Source organism: Bradyrhizobium sp. Rc3b, from assembly GCF_900114915.1.
GTDB lineage: Bacteria > Pseudomonadota > Alphaproteobacteria > Rhizobiales > Xanthobacteraceae > Bradyrhizobium.
This window is the reverse complement of the sequence record NZ_FOUS01000002.1, coordinates 125241-141018: the sequence shown is the minus strand read 5'-3', so window position 1 is coordinate 141018 and position 15778 is coordinate 125241. Positions and strand designations below refer to the sequence as shown.

12 protein-coding genes and 1 pseudogene are annotated in these 15778 nt (G+C 59.7%); 8 read left to right on the top strand and 5 right to left on the bottom strand.

Annotated elements, in window-relative coordinates; translation table 11 throughout:
* The first annotated feature begins 523 nt into the window (after window positions 1-523).
* Window positions 524-1327, top strand: coding sequence for a TetR/AcrR family transcriptional regulator (locus tag BM190_RS04105; RefSeq protein ID WP_210189085.1), 804 nt, complete (start codon window positions 524-526; stop codon window positions 1325-1327).
* A gap of 596 nt (window positions 1328-1923) precedes the next feature.
* Window positions 1924-3507 (top strand): gamma-glutamyltransferase family protein, encoded by a 1584-nt coding sequence (locus BM190_RS04100; RefSeq protein WP_092252182.1) that lies wholly within the window; start codon window positions 1924-1926, stop codon window positions 3505-3507.
* Window positions 3508-3836: 329 nt separating this feature from the next.
* Here the strand turns inward: BM190_RS04100 and BM190_RS04095 are convergent, their stop codons facing one another.
* Window positions 3837-4685 carry an alpha/beta hydrolase family protein gene (locus BM190_RS04095; RefSeq protein ID WP_244550585.1) on the bottom strand — a complete coding sequence of 283 codons (849 nt, stop codon included), beginning with the start codon at window positions 4683-4685 and terminating at the stop codon, window positions 3837-3839.
* Between the two features lie 404 nt (window positions 4686-5089).
* Between BM190_RS04095 and BM190_RS04090 the strand changes: the two genes are divergently transcribed.
* Window positions 5090-5716, top strand: coding sequence for a TetR/AcrR family transcriptional regulator (locus BM190_RS04090; protein WP_092252178.1), 627 nt, complete (start codon window positions 5090-5092; stop codon window positions 5714-5716).
* Window positions 5717-6051: 335 nt separating this feature from the next.
* On the opposite strand, the gene BM190_RS04085 is transcribed toward BM190_RS04090, so the two are convergent.
* Window positions 6052-7719, bottom strand: coding sequence for a GMC family oxidoreductase (locus tag BM190_RS04085; RefSeq protein ID WP_092252176.1), 1668 nt, complete (start codon window positions 7717-7719; stop codon window positions 6052-6054).
* A 153-nt stretch (window positions 7720-7872) separates the two neighbouring features.
* On the opposite strand from BM190_RS04085, the gene BM190_RS04080 reads away from it, so the two are divergent.
* From BM190_RS04080 to BM190_RS04060, 5 genes are all read left to right on the top strand, one after another.
* The gene (locus BM190_RS04080; RefSeq protein WP_177236901.1) at window positions 7873-9594 is read left to right on the top strand and encodes an extracellular solute-binding protein; all 1722 of its coding nucleotides are present in this window, start codon (window positions 7873-7875) and stop codon (window positions 9592-9594) included.
* A 376-nt stretch (window positions 9595-9970) separates the two neighbouring features.
* On the top strand, window positions 9971-10462 hold the full coding sequence (locus BM190_RS04075) for a nuclear transport factor 2 family protein (RefSeq protein ID WP_092252172.1): 492 nt from the start codon (window positions 9971-9973) through the stop codon (window positions 10460-10462).
* Between the two features lie 196 nt (window positions 10463-10658).
* The gene (locus BM190_RS04070) at window positions 10659-12023 is read left to right on the top strand and encodes an MFS transporter (RefSeq protein WP_092252170.1); all 1365 of its coding nucleotides are present in this window, start codon (window positions 10659-10661) and stop codon (window positions 12021-12023) included.
* 46 nt (window positions 12024-12069) lie between these two features.
* Complete coding sequence (locus tag BM190_RS04065) at window positions 12070-12807, top strand: EthD domain-containing protein (protein WP_092252168.1); 738 nt, start codon at window positions 12070-12072, stop codon at window positions 12805-12807.
* A gap of 77 nt (window positions 12808-12884) precedes the next feature.
* Window positions 12885-13937 (top strand): SMP-30/gluconolactonase/LRE family protein, encoded by a 1053-nt coding sequence (locus BM190_RS04060; RefSeq protein ID WP_177236900.1) that lies wholly within the window; start codon window positions 12885-12887, stop codon window positions 13935-13937.
* Between the two features lie 113 nt (window positions 13938-14050).
* On the opposite strand, the pseudogene BM190_RS41840 reads toward BM190_RS04060, so the two are convergent.
* The 3 genes and pseudogenes from BM190_RS41840 to BM190_RS04045 form a co-directional block, all read right to left on the bottom strand.
* Window positions 14051-15055 (bottom strand): annotated as a pseudogene (locus tag BM190_RS41840) (ABC transporter ATP-binding protein).
* On the bottom strand, window positions 15030-15323 hold the full coding sequence (locus BM190_RS41835; protein WP_092252164.1) for an oligopeptide/dipeptide ABC transporter ATP-binding protein: 294 nt from the start codon (window positions 15321-15323) through the stop codon (window positions 15030-15032). Before BM190_RS41835 ends, BM190_RS41840 begins: the two are co-directional and overlap by 26 nt.
* Entirely contained in the window at window positions 15208-15759 is a 552-nt protein-coding gene (locus tag BM190_RS04045; RefSeq protein WP_092252162.1) for an ATP-binding cassette domain-containing protein, read from the bottom strand. The genes BM190_RS41835 and BM190_RS04045 overlap by 116 nt, the downstream gene beginning before the upstream one ends.
* Between the last annotated feature and the right edge of the window lie 19 nt (window positions 15760-15778).

The window sequence follows — 15778 nt, the reverse complement described above, 5'->3', positions numbered from 1 at the left end:
TTTGAACCCTCAAGCTGCCGCCTCGCTGGCCAGATTGTATCGCTCGCGAACTCTCCCTTCATTATTGTTTTGTCGCTGAGCGATCGAACGTCACTCCGTTTTCATGCGCACAGGGTAGCGATTGCTCGCCATTTCGGTACTCGCATCAGGCTCTCGCGTTATTTCCTGCAAATGCTGCCGTTGACCGCAGAGCCGGCCACACCTGCTCACATTTCGGCTGTCGAGAATCCGCCTGCCTCCAGTCGGCCTGCACACCAAACAGATTGCTTAAGTCGGCGCCGACTCCTGACCCGAGCGGATGAAAGTCCCATCACGAATGATGCAATCCCTATGCGTCCTCGAGCTACGGAGCTCCCAACATTCGCACGGCCATTGGCACGACTTCCCCGCCCCTCAGCTAGACCGTTGCCGCGTGCGTCGCCGAACATGAAGGTCGAGTTCGGGCATGGCAACCGTCGGGAAGACCGTCGAAAGAACATCAGAGCAATGCGTACAGTGACGTCCGCTGGATCAACGGATACCCTTGACGACAGCCAGAAAAGGTACGAGCATTTCTCATATGAGGTCATCTGGCTCCAAAAAGGTTGGCACGCAGCGGCTGAACCCCAGAAAAACGCCCGCTCAAACCCGCGCGGCCCTAACGGTGGATACGATACTCGAGGGTGCGGCCGATATTCTTGAACGTTACGGCTTTGACGGCTACACGACGAACGAGATCGCGGCTCGTGCCGGAGTAAGCATAGGGTCGCTTTACCAGTATTTTCCAAACAAAGACGCAGTTACCATCGCACTCATCGAGCGCGAGACGACCAGTATGGTCGACGCCGTCTTGGCAGCGCTCGCCTTAACCCCGCCGAGACAGGCACTGCGGGAGGTGTTTAAGGCGGCCGTCCGAAATCAGGTACGACGTCCACTGTTGGCAAGATTGCTGGATTTCGAGGAAGTTCGATTGGCATCGCTCATGCCAGCGTCGCGCGCCGGCACAATCATCCGAGCTTCGCTAGAAGAGTTCCTACGGAAGAGCTTCGGTCTCTCAATGTCCGCATCTGAAGCGACGGCTATGGACATAGTCGAGATTGCCAAGGCGCTAAATTACGCCAGCGGCCGACGAGGAGAGGTCGATGCATCCTCTCTAACGCGCTCTATCGAGGCGGCGGTGTGGGGTTATTTGGACATGAAGGTGAAGTTGGCTCAGCAGCAAACGGGGCACCTTCGAAAGATCGATTCCCAGGCGTCAGATCCGGGAAATCCGCGGGGCTATAAAGTCGGAGTGCGAAATGCGCACCATCGTCAGCGGCTCGCTGATGATGAACACCGTCACAAGTAGTGACTGGCTCAAGACCTAAGATTTCGTCGAAACGCTTTTATGACCGGGACGACGCGCGGGTTGAATGCACGGCATTCTCCGCCGCCTAACAGGCGCGCGGCGTACGGACAATTCCTAGACATCGGCCCAATGCTCACGATCCTCTTTTGAGAACGCACTTTTCAATACTAAACCGCGGGAGCGGCTGATCGCGAGCCGCGCGCCGTCCAGAATGACAAACGAATAGGACGACCTCTCACGCAGCATCACCACCTGGATAAGTGTGAACTTCCTTCGGTATATTTCCTCAGGCTGATTTGAGGTCGCTTCACAACAGACAATGTGAGCTTTCAATTGTAGCTGCACGTTTCCCGCTGCTTGCCCCGCTCCAAAGCGCGCGAATGGGATCGCTTGTAACGCGAGTACTACAATCGCACACAAGCACGCACAATACAGCGCGGATCTAGCCAAGCACGCTGCCCCACAGACTGAGCTAGGTTCTCTCTTCTCGATGAGGGTGGAACGCCCTCGAATGGGTTTTGCATAGGCTCACATGTTCATCTTGATCAGCGCGCCTGCATTCTTCAATGCGGCGTTCGGCACCTTACAATCATAGAATGCTGCACACTGTTCGCTCCTTTCGGGGTATGGTTGTCTCACCACATCATTTGGCGAGCCAGACGGGGCTCGACGTCCTCAAAGATGGTGGTGACGCAATCGAGGCGGCAGTTGCCGTCGCCGCCTGCCTGGCAGTCGTCTACCCTCACATGACGGGCATTGGTGGGGATGGATTTTGGCTAATAGCCGAACCTGACGGTCGTACGCATACGATCGACGCCTCTGGACGCTCGGCAAGCCACGCGAATCTCGGCTTGTATGAGAATTTAGCCGAGATACCTCGCCGCGGACCGCTAGCCGCTAACACGATGGCAGGAGCAGTCTCTGGATGGGCTGCAGCCCTCGAGGCGAGCCCTCGCCGCCTTTTATCTCCCTCGCGGCTACTTCGTGACGCCATTCAATACGCGGAGCACGGTGTAGCCCTCACCCGTGATGGCGCCGAGGTCGCGGCCAATAAGAGCCCGGAGTTGAAGAATTTGCCCGGTGCCTACGCAAGCATTTTCGAGCGTGCGGGGCGACCGATGGTGGAAGGCGAACGCTTCCGGCAGCCCGCCCTCGCGGCATCTCTCCGCCGCCTGGCTTCCGAGGGACTCGGAACTTTCTATAATGGTCCTCTTGCTACGATGATTGCGTCCGATCTGGAGGCGCTGGGAAGTCCACTTACAGCGGCCGACTTCGCCGAGCATTTGGCGGACCGCCCTGAACCGCTTTCGGTAGACATTTCCGGCGCCCGGCTCTTCAACACCGCTCCACCAACTCAGGGGCTCGCGTCGCTGCTCATTTTAGCTTTGTTCGACCGCATTCCCGCAGACAAGCCAGAAAGCTTTGCGCATTTGCATGGTCTCGTCGAGGCCACGAAGCAAGCTTTCTTGGTGAGGGACACGCATGTGGGCGACCCGGCCTGGATGAAGCTAGATCCGCAGGCGCTCCTGGATGACAGCGACGCCCTCGACAAAATGGCGGCTCGAATCGAAAGTCACCGTGCCTTGCCTTGGCCTCGGTCCCCTTCTGCCGGCGACACCACTTGGTTCGGGGTGATCGACAATGAAGGGCGGACTGTAAGTGCAATCCAGAGCACCTACTTCGAGTTTGGCTCCGGGCTTGTTCTGCCACGCTCCGGCATTGTATGGCAGAATCGAGGGAGCAGTTTCCGATTGTCGCGCGGCGGCTGGAATGCTCTGGAACCGCGCAGAAAGCCGTTCCATACGTTGACTCCTGGCCTGGCCCGTTTCCGAGACGGACGGGTGATGACTTACGGCACAATGGGGGGCGAAGGCCAACCACAAACGCAGGGCGCAATTTTCTCGCGCTATGCCCGCTTTGGCATGCCCTTGCAGCAGGCGATCACGGCACCCCGCTGGCTGCTCGGGCGCGCTTGGGGGGACGCTAGCACTTCTCTAAAATTGGAGGACCGCTTCGATCCGGCGCTTTATGAGGCACTACGCAAAGCCGGTCATGAGGTTGAGCTCGTCGGTCCTTTCACGTCTCAGATGGGCCACGCCGGTGCGATCGTGCGGCATCCCGATGGCCTCCTTGAGGGCGCGTGCGATCCTAGAAGCGATGGGTGCGTGGCGGCATGGTGATCTATTGTGCGCCAAGCATAGATCATTCTTGTCTCGCAGTGGAGGGATGAGAGCGACGACATCTGTCGTTTCGATTGGAGCTGTCGACTAGCGTCTTTAATCCCTGAGGGTTACATCTGTCTTGTAAGCCCCCCATCTTCCGTATTCGACGATAATGAACACGCTCTTCGTATTCATGGAGTTGCAGGGAGTTGATAAGAGACTGAAGCGTCCACGACATCGTCGGCCTGGACCCTTTCCAAGCTCAGCGATTGTTGAAGAGACAAGCCATTTGCCGCGAACGTCGAGCGGCACATCCAGAAACTAACTCGCTGGACGGCGCGATTCAGTCAGAGAGCCAGGTTAAGAAATTGAACTAGGCGCGGCGCGAGGCTCGTGTCCTCGCCTGACGAGAAATCAAGGGATTGTCCAAACCAAAAGTGCGAGGCACCGAGTATTTTGTGTGTTCGAACAGTGAAGCGAGCCTGTTGCAAGGCGCGCACGAACGACTCCGACTGTCCGGGATCTACGAATTCGTCCGATGTGCCCCAGCTCACAAACACCGACATTCGGTTCTTGTCGTAAGTGACATGCCGCAACGGCGATGCCGCGAAATAGCTCCGCTGATCCTCATAGGGGTCTCTGCCGATGAGATTGCGCGTCATATTCCATTCGGGATCCGGATTGCGACTGACATCATCCTGCCATTGTCTGAAGAGATCGAATACTCCGTAAACAGCCACCAGCACCTTTACACCAGCTGGTGTTGAGGCGAACGCATCGCCGGGATGCCCCCCACCGAAAGCAGTCGTGTCGCCTCCAAGCGCTGCTAGTGCGGCAAGATGCGCCCCTGCCGATGCGCCTAGCAGCCCGATGCGCTGTGGATCGATGGATAGTTCGGCCCCTGAGCCGCGAATAAACCGAACGGCCGCGACGACATCTTGCACCGCCTCGGGAAAGGCCTTGCGGGTTGCGGTCGCAAGGCGATAATCGATAACGAATAGGCCATATCCGCGAGAGGCGAGATAAATACCCCATTGATGAAGGCTGGCCCGTACGCAGATACGCCAACCTCCTCCGGGCACACCTATCAAGATCGGAAAAAGCCTATCTCCCTTAGGAAGGTAAAGATCACCACGCAGCTCTACTCCGTCGTGAGTACAGTACGTTACGTTTTCTCTGCAGATGTAGTCCTGCATGTCCGGCACACTCATTCATACCATTATTCGCCTTGGACGCCCAAACGTAATTCAGCATTGAACGCCCAGTCGAAATCATCCGAGCCTATCTGATCGCCATACCGACGATAACACTTTCGATCATCATCTCCAGATCAGTGTGAGCCGCTGCTCGCGATTTTAATACTCGCATTTCCCAATTTTCACCCACGCCTGCTTTTCCCCGCGGATGGACCACATTCCCACTGAACCCACGACACGTGCTCACATTGCTGATCGTCAAAACGTGCTTGGAGCTGAAGCTATGACATCTGAGCCTCGAACTTGCACGCCTCAATCAATAGAAGTACTCAACGGTCGAAGCGAGGCGCGATGAAGCCTGCGACGCATCGCATCGAGATGGCCTGTATATGTCGAATTGAGCCATGCACAAAAAATCGAGCCGAAGCCTTTTAGAGCCCAGGAAGAAGCCGGTTCAAGCGCGCTCGGCGGCAACAGTCGCCACCATCATTGAGGCTGCGGCATGCATACTAGAACAGAGAGGATTGGCGGATTACACCACAAGTGCCATTGCCAACCTCGCAAGAGTGAGTCCTGGGTCTATCTATCAGTACTTCCCGAGCAGGGACGCGATCACTCGAGCCTTGATAGAGCGCGAAACAGACTTACTGCTCGGCGACTTTGGCGAATTGAATGACTTCTCGAGCGGAAGAGACGGTTTAGGGTCTCTCATCAGTGCGATGGTGAACCGGCAACTGAAGCGGCCAACGCTTACCTGTCTGCTTAACATCGAACGAAAAAGACTATTTGCAAATGACGGGGACAAGCGCCTCAAAAACGAACTTGTCCGCATTGTTTGGAGCTGTTTGGAAAGATCTGACCTGCCGTCAACTGCTCGACATTCCTCCGCAGCTGCCGATTTGATCGCAATCATTGGCGGCATAGTCGATTCTGCGGCGCAGAGAGGCGATGCAAATGCACCGCTTCTAATCTCCCGCGTCAGAAGGGCGATCTTTGGATATCTCCAGATCACATACGACGGCTTGGAGTAGCTAGATCACCCAGGAAAAGGTCGAGCGCGTGCGCGCCGAGACGCTGTAGGCTTATCAGCAGCAGCTGTCGGGATACAACGCTCCTTCCGAAACTTGGGACGACGGAATGATCGATCCTGACGACACCCGAAACGCGCTCGATGTCGCCATCACCGCTTCGCTCAACGCGCAGCTGGCAGATGCCGGCTATGGGATCTTTCGTTTCTAACCCCGGCGTTGACGACGCGAGCATGTCGCGACGCATGAGAGATGGACGAGGTCAGACGAATGCTCAGGAATACCTGCATCGCGAAACCGATCGCAGGCTATCACTGGTCGAACATCTATCAGCCGGTCTAGCGGACACAGTCGCGTCGGATGAGGTCGGCGGCCTTCTCCGCGACCATGATCGTCGGCAAGTTGGTGTTGGCGCTAGGCACGCAAGGCATGACCGAGGCGTCGACGACACGCAAGCCCCCGAGCCCGATAACGCGGCAATGCGCATCGACGACCGCATTTGCATCCTCGGCCCGCCCCATGCGGCATGTGCCAGAGACGTGCCCCATCGGCGCAATAGCGCTCAAGATTTCGTCGTCGTTCAGCACCCGCTGGTGCCGGCGGTTGGCGATCCAGAAGCCCGGCGCCAACCGGCGCGACAATATGAGACGTGAAATGGGCGGCGGCGCGTTCAGCACCAAGGAAGCGCCCAGCGCGGTCAACGCACCGGCAAGCCCGGTCTTGCCGAATTGATCGAGCGACATCACCGGCGGCAGCAGAAAGGCGTCATGGTAGTGCCGCCCGAAGAGAGGATCGGCGAGCAGGCTTTCAGCGAAACGAGCGGCCTGCAGAATCCGCGGCGCATCGCGCGGATCGTCCAGGAAGCGGAAATCAATGGCCGGAGGCGCTTCCGGCGCGGCATTGGTCAGGACCACTGTGCCCTGCGAATACGGCGCATACAGCGCAGCGCTGAACATGGCGAGATCGACACCGAAACTGTGGGAGCTTACGCGGCCAATCGCTGTCAGCACCAGATCACCCGCCGGGCAATCCGCCAAGCCGGATGAATGCCGCACGCCGGCCAGCGCAAAGCGGCGCAACGCCGCCGGTAGCCGCGCGCGTGCCGGCAGCGTCATCGCGATATGCAGATAGGGATGGTTCTGCAGATTCTGCCCGACGCCGGGGCGGTGCAGGCGCGGCTCGATGCCGACGTCGCGCAGCGACTCGGCGTTACCGATGCCGGCTCGCATGAGCAACGCCGGCGAATGGATGGCGCCGGCACTCAGGATGACCTCGCCGGCCGCAAGTTCGCGGCTCCCGCCTGCCCGCTCGACACTGACGCCCGTGGCGCGACCATTTTCGATTCGCAGTGCCCGCACCGTGGCGCCCGCAAGAATGGTCAGGTTTGATCGAGCGCGCACGGCAGCGGTCAAGTAGCGGGACGCGGTCGAGGAACGCTTATGTGCCGTTGCGGCATTGGGCATCGCGAAGAAGCCGCAGCCGGGCGTCTCGTTGATGTCCTCGATATGCCCAAAACCACGGGTCTGCATCGCCGCCTCGATGGCACGCACAAAGCCCGGCCATTCCGCGCGCGGCGGGATACGGATCGGATAGGGACCGCCCGACGATGGCTCATCGGCATGCGCCTCGGCCCGATGGAAATAGGGCACGACGTCCGGCCAGTCCCACCCCTCAGCACCGGCCTCGGACCAGCGTCGATAGTCCGACGGCATGCCGCGTAAGGCCCACATACCCATGATGCTGGATCCGCCACCCATGATCCGTGCCTGCGGATAGGGATGGAGCCGTCCGCCCTCCCGTCGACGCGCCTGCAACTCCGGCCAGAAATATTCGGGGTTGAGGCTCGAACTCGGGAAGGTGTCGTCGATATCAGCGGGCGTGGCATCCGGCGGCGTATCGGCCCCTGCCTCAAGCAGGACCACGCGGTTCGCCGAGTTCTCGGACAAGCGCGATGCCAGCACCGCACCGGCACTGCCGCCGCCAACGATGACATAGTCCGCGATCATGCCGGATACCCGCGAGCCGCCAGCTCCCCCCGATCCGCCATGAACTGTCCTCCCTCTTCCCGGAAAGACCACAGTCCACTTCGCACCGGCTTGCGGCAAACAAGAATTAGTCCATACTGGATAGAAATATGTTCAGTATGGATATTCTCCGGCATGAACGAAGGAGAACTGCTGAGAGTCATCGGTTTCCTCGACCGGCTGCACGAGCCGTTCGACGAGCTATTCCCTGTGGCGCAGCAGGATCCGACCTGGGCCATCGCCACCAGCCTGGTGACCGCACAGCTGCGCGGCGAAATCCTGACAGTCTCCGCACTGGCCCAGGTCTCCAGCGTGCCTCACGCGACGGCGCTGCGCCGGATCAATGAGCTGATCGCGAGCGGCTGGATCATTCGGCTGCCACGCACGCGCACGGGCAAGAGCTTCACACTGCATCCCGGCGAGCCGATGATGGCCGCCTTCACCGGCTATGCCCGGCACATCAAATCCGTTTTGGCGCAAACCGTCGGCGTGCGGTCGAGCGCCGAGAGCGACGAGGATTTCAGCTTTGGCGTCAACCGCATCGACACCTTTCTCGCGCCGCCCCCTAGCATCATGCGGCGTACGATCGACAGCGGCCGGACTCTACGCTTCCTGCTGCAGGACGATGCCTTCTTCGCTGCGATGCGCGACCTCTGGGCCGATTGGCGCAACAACCTGGCATCTCGCCGCGACTTCGATCTGCTGAAGCTGGACGACATGTATGAGTGCGCCGTGGCCAATGCACAGAGTCCGGTCTCCGAATACGACGTCATCACCCTGAATGCACCCTGGCTCGGCTCCTTCGCCGAGAGCGGACGGGTGCAATGCCTGGATGCGCATCTGTTGAATGTCGGCATCGATTCGCTGGATTTCGATCCGTCAGTCTGGGCCACCGGGCGATGGGCCAGCCGCCAGTACGGTGTGCCGATCGTCTCTTCGATCGAGCTGTTCGCCGCACGCACCGATCTGTTCGCCGAGAAATCGCTCAATTTCCCCCGGAATTTCGACGAGGTGATCGCGGCGGGGCGGAAGCTGCACGCGCCCGCTGAAGGCCGTTTCGGCATCACCTGGAACGGCGTCCGCGGCATGCCGATCGCGTCCAGCTTCATGTCCCTGGTCGGCTGCTGTGGCGGCGCCGTGCTGGAGGGGCCACGTGGTCCCGCCTCACACCGGGCGATCGACTGGAGCGCCGCTGAACTGATGCCGTCCCTGCAGAGTGACGCAGCGCGCGCGGCGCTCGACTATATGCACCGGCTTTGCACCATTTCGCCGCCGAACGTGTTGGATCTCAGTTGGGATCCTTCTGTCGAGCTGTTCCTGACCGGTCGTGCGGCGATGGCCTATGCTTGGTCCATGCGCGCGGTGCGCTTCGAGGCGGACGTGCGCTCGCGAGTCAAGCGCCGCGTGCGCTACCTGCCTCAGCCCGCGGGGCCACGCGGCGGCAATGTCACGCCGCTCGGCGGCTTCTTGCTGGCGATCCCGGCCAATCTGCCGCCCGACCGCGTCGAGGCCGCCGCGGCCGCGATTGGCAGGATGACCTCACGCGAATCGATCCAGAGCCAGATCGACAATGGCTTCCCTGTCCTGCCACGCTTCAGCATGGCCGCCAATCCCGACACGACCGCGGGCTCCCCGATCGTGCGCGCCATTGATCAGATGGCTCGGCGCGGGCAGCTTCAGGCTTGGCAACGTCCCGCCGTGCCGGGCTACATCGCCGTCGAAACGATCATTGGTGAGGAGGTGCATGACGCACTGACTGGTCGCAAATCCGACCCAGCGGCTCTGAGCGATGCGCAGCACCGCATCACCGCGATCCTCAAGCGGGAGCGGCATCTGACCAACGTCAAGCGATCATGATCGCCGTGTCCGGTCCGACGCGATGTTGGCGGACTTGGCTCGATGACTTCCATTCGCGAACCATCAAACGAGATATCGCATCGCGGTCGTATAGCTAACCTCGGGAGGACGGCTTCGTCGTCGCCCCTCCCCTAACATCTCACCAACCAGAAAGGCGTCCCAGAACTGACCGATCGAAGGGCGTCCCGGCGTTTGGCGCGAGACGTTCGACGATGCGGATCGGCCCGAGGTCTCTTGTCCATCGTGCCTCGCTGAAAAGTCCAAAACGGACAATTCCATTGTTGCGTCTCCTGCGGTGGGCTGCTGTGCTCTCGAACGACGGACCAAGAGCTATTGCTAAGGGTCCGTGTCGCAACAATAAACTTGGAGTGGGGAAATGTCTCAAGACGATCTTGCGACGCTCAAGACGCGTGTCCAGGCTTTGGAGGATCGAAACGCGATACTCGACACCCTGAAGCAGTACGGTCACGCCCTCGACTACGGTGACTTCGACCGGTTGATGGATTGCTTCACGGCTGACGCGGTGCGCGAGACGAGGCGACCGGATGGCTCGGTCAACCGATGGGAAGGCGTTGCTGGCACCAGTGATTTCGCCAGCCGCCATTCGCACGCTCCAGAAATTTTTCATAAGCACCTCGTCCTCAACAGCCTGATCGAATTGCACGGCGACACCGCAGATGTCGTGAGCTACATGTTCCGCTTCGATCCGCGCGACGGCGAACCGTCGTTCATCTGGGGGATGGGGCGATATCTGGATACGCTGAGGCGAGATCCTGATGGCCGCTGGCGCATCATGCGGCGCATTTCCGAGATCGAAGATCAATGGCCCGGTCGATTTGTCTTGACCGGACATCAGGTGAAAGCCTGAGGCCCGCAAGAGCCTCGAGAACTGTTGATTTCCAGCGATTCCCGGCCCTGTTCGCCAACGGGCGCCGCAAGCTGCTGCCGTGTCCATTCCTGCATCACAGCGGTCTATATCCAAGCTGGGTACTTACGTGCGGACAGTAGCAAAGAATATCGACCTGCCGTCCAAGCGAAAGCAGAACAACGACGAGGGAACGTCCATGATGCTTCAGGAAGCGAATACCTACTCTATCGCCGGGACGGCTGCCGTGGCGGCAGTCTCGGACGACACACGCCATGAAAATTCGGATCGCCGCGAGGTGAGGCGCGTCATCATCTCCGGCTACCTCGGATGTGCAATTGAGTTCTACGACTTCCTTTTGTACAGCACTGCTTCCGCGCTCGTGTTCGGGCCGGTCTTCTTTGGCAACCTCTCGCCGCTGATGAGCACGGTTGCTGCCTACGCGACGTTTGCCGCTGGGTATTTGGCTCGACCCTTGGGCGGCATCATCTTTGGCCACTTCGGCGACCGACTCGGGCGTAAGAGCATGCTCGTCATCACAATGTGGATGATGGGCATCGCTTCGACATTGGTGGGTCTTCTGCCAACGCCCCAGACTATTGGCTGGGTGGCTCCTGCGCTATTGCTGCTCATGCGCATCATCCAAGGCCTCGCGGTGGGCGGCGAGTACGGTGGGGCATTGATGATGGCCATCGAACACGGCGATCAGAAGAGACGGGGCTTTTTCGCATCGCTCATCCACATCGGCGCGCCGACGGGGACGCTGCTCTCCGCGCTCGCCTTCGGACTGGTCAGACTGCTACCCGAGGACCAGTTTCTGCAATGGGGATGGCGCGTGCCTTTCCTCTTCAGCGCTCTATTGCTGGTCATCGGCGTTTACATCAGAAACCGGATCAGCGAGTCACCGCTTTTCCTCGAGGCTTTGAAGCGCGAAGGTGAAATGAGCCGATTTCCCCTCGCCCATCTGCTGCGCTTTGAGTGGAAGGCCGTTATTCTCGCTGTCGTCACGGCAGCAGGACCGCTTGCCGTCTTCATCGTTGGGGCAACCTTCACACAGACCTATATCCGGAATCTGGGATTGGACTCGAGCATCGCGCTGTTCGCGCTCGCGTTCGCAAACGGTGTCAACCTCGTGTGGTTCCCGGTCTGCGCTCATCTCAGCGACAAGTATGGACGCAGGCCAGTGTTAATCACGGGCTTTTTGCTTTCGATTATGCTGATTGGCCCCAACTTCCTCCTGGTGTCGACGGGTGACCCGATCCTGACTGTCCTCGCCTTCTGGCTCTTGGGTTCGTTCGCAGCAGGCCTGCTCTATGGACCCATGGGCGCCTTCCTGAGTGAGAAGTTTAGCACCAAGACCCGCTACACTGGCGCCTCCATCGGCTATCAGCTTGGCTCGACCCTCGGCGCTGGCCTAACCCCGCTGATCGTGACGTGGATCTTCGCCTCTACCGGGGGAACGAGCGCCATCGGAGTTGGTGCCTTCCTGGCAGTGTTCTGCCTCGTCTCGATGCTTTGCGTCGTCCTGTCCCCAGAAACACGCCAGGCCGACATCTCGCACTGACGCCGGTTGACGCGCTTCCGATATCCGCTTCACCAGGAGAAAAACGATGACATCATCCGAACTGCGGCAGAGGCCATTGTATCTGCTGAAACGTAATCCGATGATCAGCCAGGAGCAATTCGGCAAGCATTGGTTCGAGGTCCACGCAGCGGTCCTCAAGTCGATCCCGGAATGGCCTCGGTTGCGCAGCGGTTACGTGCAGAACCATCTAATTGGTTCGGGTCTCCTGGGCGAATTGCCGTTCCCCTATGACGGGGTGGCGCAGGTCTACGTTCGTCCCGGCACCGAGGGTGGCCCGTCCTTTCCCGAGATGCCGGTATTTCGGGAGCGCGTGATCCCCGATGAGGAGGCTTTCCTAGATCGGGGCCGCGTTGTCGTTCTCAAGACACTCGAGCACGTGGTCCTTCCAGGGGCTGGCGCCGTGAAAGTGTTCATCTTTCACCGCCGGCGTGCCGGGCTGTCGCCGCAGGATTTCAGCAATCGCTGGCGCACGGCGCACAGGGACATCGTGCTGGCTCAGGAAGACTTCACACGGGGACTTCGTGGCTATCGCCAGGATCACACAATTCCAGACGCCACGCGATATTTGGCGGGCGGAGTGGTCCCTGCCCATGAGGATTTCGATGGTGCCTCGGAATTCTGGTTTGATTCATCGGAGGCAGCGAATGCGGCCTTCAATGCGTCGGGTTACACGAGGAGAATTCGTGACGATGCATCTGACGTCTTCGATTTGAGCCGCGAAATTGCGTGTCTTGTCGACCCCCGTGTAATCCTTCCTGAATGAGCATCTCTCGCAGAGCTTTGGGCCTTAAGGTCAAAGTCGGCTTAACCGTCCTCGCCGATCGAGTCATGGAGAAACGGATGACATCGCCAACGAGTTTGGAGAAATCACGGAGCGCTTGGCGCTTCATTGCCGCCGCGACCATAGCAACTATGATCGGAATCACGACGGCTGCCGGCCAAACGGCGGCGCCGATCCAGGTCCCCGGTCCGATCGTGGCGTCAGGCGCCAGGCTGGAAAAACTATTCGACGGAGGGTTCTGGACTGAAGGTCCTGCGGTCGGCCCCGACCGTAGGATTTATTTCTGCGACATAACCATGACGTTCGCGACCGGGATGGATGCCGGGAATATTTGGGTCTTCGATCCTGCCACTAACAAGACCTCCATCTTCCGTTCACCAAGTGGCATGGCCGCTGGGATCAAATTTGATCGCGAAGGACGAATGATCGTCGCGCAAGGCGCCGATTTTGGAGGCCGTTCTATCGTTCGCACGGACAGCAAGACCGGCCGAACAACGATAATCGCGGCGCTCTATAAAGGACGCCCTTTCAATGCACCGAACGACCTCGATATCGACGATCAGGGTCGTATCTACTTTACGGATCCCCGCTATTTTGGTCATGAACCGGTCGAGCAGCCGATCCAGGGAGTCTACCGCCTCGACACGGACGGCTCCGTCCATCTCATCCTTGCCGATGTTGCCAGGCCGAATGGTATTGTGATTTCGCCCAATCAAAAGACCCTGTACGTTGCCGAGCTCGATTCTTTAGTGTCCGACTTTCGCATCGACAAGGTCCCGCAGCGGAACGGCAACATGCGACTATTGGCATATGACTTGGCCGCGGACGGGACGGCCAGCAATCAACGCGTTCTTGCTGACTACGGCAGTGAGATCGGCCCTGATGGCATTACCGTCGATGCACGGGGAAATGTCTACGCTGCGGTATCAGCGGCGAGTCGTCGCGGCGTGCGTGTCTACGCAGCGAGCGGCGAGGAGATCGCATACATTCCCGTGCCTGACGAACCCGCGGTGTCTAACGTCGCGCTTGCCACTCGTGACGGCCGAACGTTTCTCTATATGACCGCGAAGAACAGTCTCTATCGGATCGAGACGTTGATCCCCGGTCGATGAGGTGAGCGGCATTCGATTTCGCGTTGCATCCAACCTCTTCCATATGAACCGCTCGATTGCATTTCGACCCCTGGGTGATCCGTGAACTGCTGCAGCTGCGAGGTGATCTTTGCTTAGGGCTCTTTGTCTGAATCTAGATCCAGATGACTAGCAACCATGCCTTGTCCCACGGGTCGAAGGGGCGGGATCAACTTCGAACAAACGTCCATTGCCGACGGACATCGCGTACGAAAGGCGCAGCCGGATGGCGGTTTCAGAACGCTTGGTGGCTCGCCAGTCAGCAGTTCGGAGCCGTCGTCGCGCCGTTCATCAACGTTGGCGATCGGAACGGCTTTCAGCAAGGCGCGCGTGTAGGGATGAAGCGGCCGGCTGTAGAGCTGATCGCGCGGGGCAAGCTCTACAATCCGTCCGAGATACATCACGGCGCCGCGGTCACAGACTTGACGGACGATCGCAAGATCATGAGCGATGAAAAGATATGACAGGCCCATCTGCCGCTTGAGATCCACGAAGAGGTTCGCGATCTGCGCCTGGATCGAAACGTCAAGCGCAGACACGGGCTCGTCGCAAACCAGCAACCGGGGAGAGAGCGCCAGAGCCCGCGCGATGCTGATCCGCTGCCGCTATCCTCCGGAAAATTCGTGCGGAAGTCTCGCGCCAATTGCGGGGGTCAGTCCGACGAGGTCAAGCAGCTCATCAACACGCTTTTTGCGCTCGGACTGCCCCTTGCAAAGCCCGTGAATGGCAAGCGGTTCGCCGACGATATCATTCACGCGCAGCCGCGGGCTCAGAGAGCCGAACGGATCCTGATAGATGATCTGCATCCGCCGGCGCAGTGGCTTCATCTGCCGGAAGGAGCGATGCGTAATATCGCTGCCCTCGAAGACGACGCGTCCTTCGACCATCGGTATCAATCGGAGGATGGCCTGGCCCACGGTCGATTTTCCACTGCCGCTCTCGCCCACGAGTCCGAGCGTCTCGCCGGCACCGATCGTGAACGACACCCCGTTGACGGCGCGAACAATTCCTCTCTTTCCGGACCCGAGGCCGGCGAGAGAATAATGAACGCGCAATCCCTCGACGCGAAGAACTTCAGGCGAATTGGGGGAGTTCGACAAAACACGCTCTCCGTTGTTCGCTGCCGACGTCCGCCAGCTCCGGACGCTCCAGCCGGCAACGTGGGATTGCAAAATCGCAACGCGGATTGAAAACGCAGCCGTGCGGCAGGAGGCCGGGCGTCGGCGGCTGCCCCTTGATGGCGTTCAGGCGTTCAGAAACGTTGCGGTCCAGACGCGGTATGCTGGCCAGCAGGCCTCGCGTGTAAGGATGCGCCGGAGCCTTGAATAGTTGACACCACCGGCCCGCTTTCGACGATGCGGCCGGCATACATCACGCCGACGCGGTCGGCATACTGCGCCACCAGGCTAAGTTCGTGCGTGATCAGCATCATGGCACACTGCGTTTTTCGCACGAGCCGCTTCAGCAGCTGCAGGATCTGGGCCTGAACTGTGACATCGAGCGCCGTTGTCGGCTCGTCGGCAATCAAAAGACGAGGCCGACAGGACGGTGCCGTCGCTATCATGGCGCGCTGCCGCATGCCGCCCGAGAATTGGTGAGGGAATTGCGAGAGCCGATGGGGAACGTCGGGAATTTGCGTCTCGCTGCACAGCGCCGCGGCCCGCGCCCACGCTTCGCGGCGTTTAAGCCCGAGGTGCCGCTCGAGCGGTTCTGCCACCTGCGCGCCGACGGTCATGGACGGGTTCATGGCGGACATCGGATCCTGGAAGACCATCGCCATCCGCCGCCCCCGGACGTCCCGCATTTCGGCGTCCGGGATGGCG

What these genes read in the sequence shown, in the direction of transcription:
- BM190_RS04100 (WP_092252182.1), top strand. Translation starts at nt 1,924, where the DNA reads ATGCTGCACACTGTTCGCTCCTTTCGGGGTATGGTTGTCTCACCACAT.
- BM190_RS04095 (WP_244550585.1), bottom strand. Translation starts at nt 4,685, where the DNA reads ATGCAGGACTACATCTGCAGAGAAAACGTAACGTACTGTACTCACGAC.
- BM190_RS04090 (WP_092252178.1), top strand. Translation starts at nt 5,090, where the DNA reads ATGCACAAAAAATCGAGCCGAAGCCTTTTAGAGCCCAGGAAGAAGCCG.
- BM190_RS04085 (WP_092252176.1), bottom strand. Translation starts at nt 7,719, where the DNA reads ATGATCGCGGACTATGTCATCGTTGGCGGCGGCAGTGCCGGTGCGGTG.
- BM190_RS04080 (WP_177236901.1), top strand. Translation starts at nt 7,873, where the DNA reads ATGAACGAAGGAGAACTGCTGAGAGTCATCGGTTTCCTCGACCGGCTG.
- BM190_RS04075 (WP_092252172.1), top strand. Translation starts at nt 9,971, where the DNA reads ATGTCTCAAGACGATCTTGCGACGCTCAAGACGCGTGTCCAGGCTTTG.
- BM190_RS04070 (WP_092252170.1), top strand. Translation starts at nt 10,659, where the DNA reads ATGATGCTTCAGGAAGCGAATACCTACTCTATCGCCGGGACGGCTGCC.
- BM190_RS04065 (WP_092252168.1), top strand. Translation starts at nt 12,070, where the DNA reads ATGACATCATCCGAACTGCGGCAGAGGCCATTGTATCTGCTGAAACGT.
- BM190_RS04060 (WP_177236900.1), top strand. Translation starts at nt 12,885, where the DNA reads ATGACATCGCCAACGAGTTTGGAGAAATCACGGAGCGCTTGGCGCTTC.
- BM190_RS41835 (WP_092252164.1), bottom strand. Translation starts at nt 15,323, where the DNA reads ATGCCGGCCGCATCGTCGAAAGCGGGCCGGTGGTGTCAACTATTCAAG.
- BM190_RS04045 (WP_092252162.1), bottom strand. Translation starts at nt 15,759, where the DNA reads ATGCGGGACGTCCGGGGGCGGCGGATGGCGATGGTCTTCCAGGATCCG.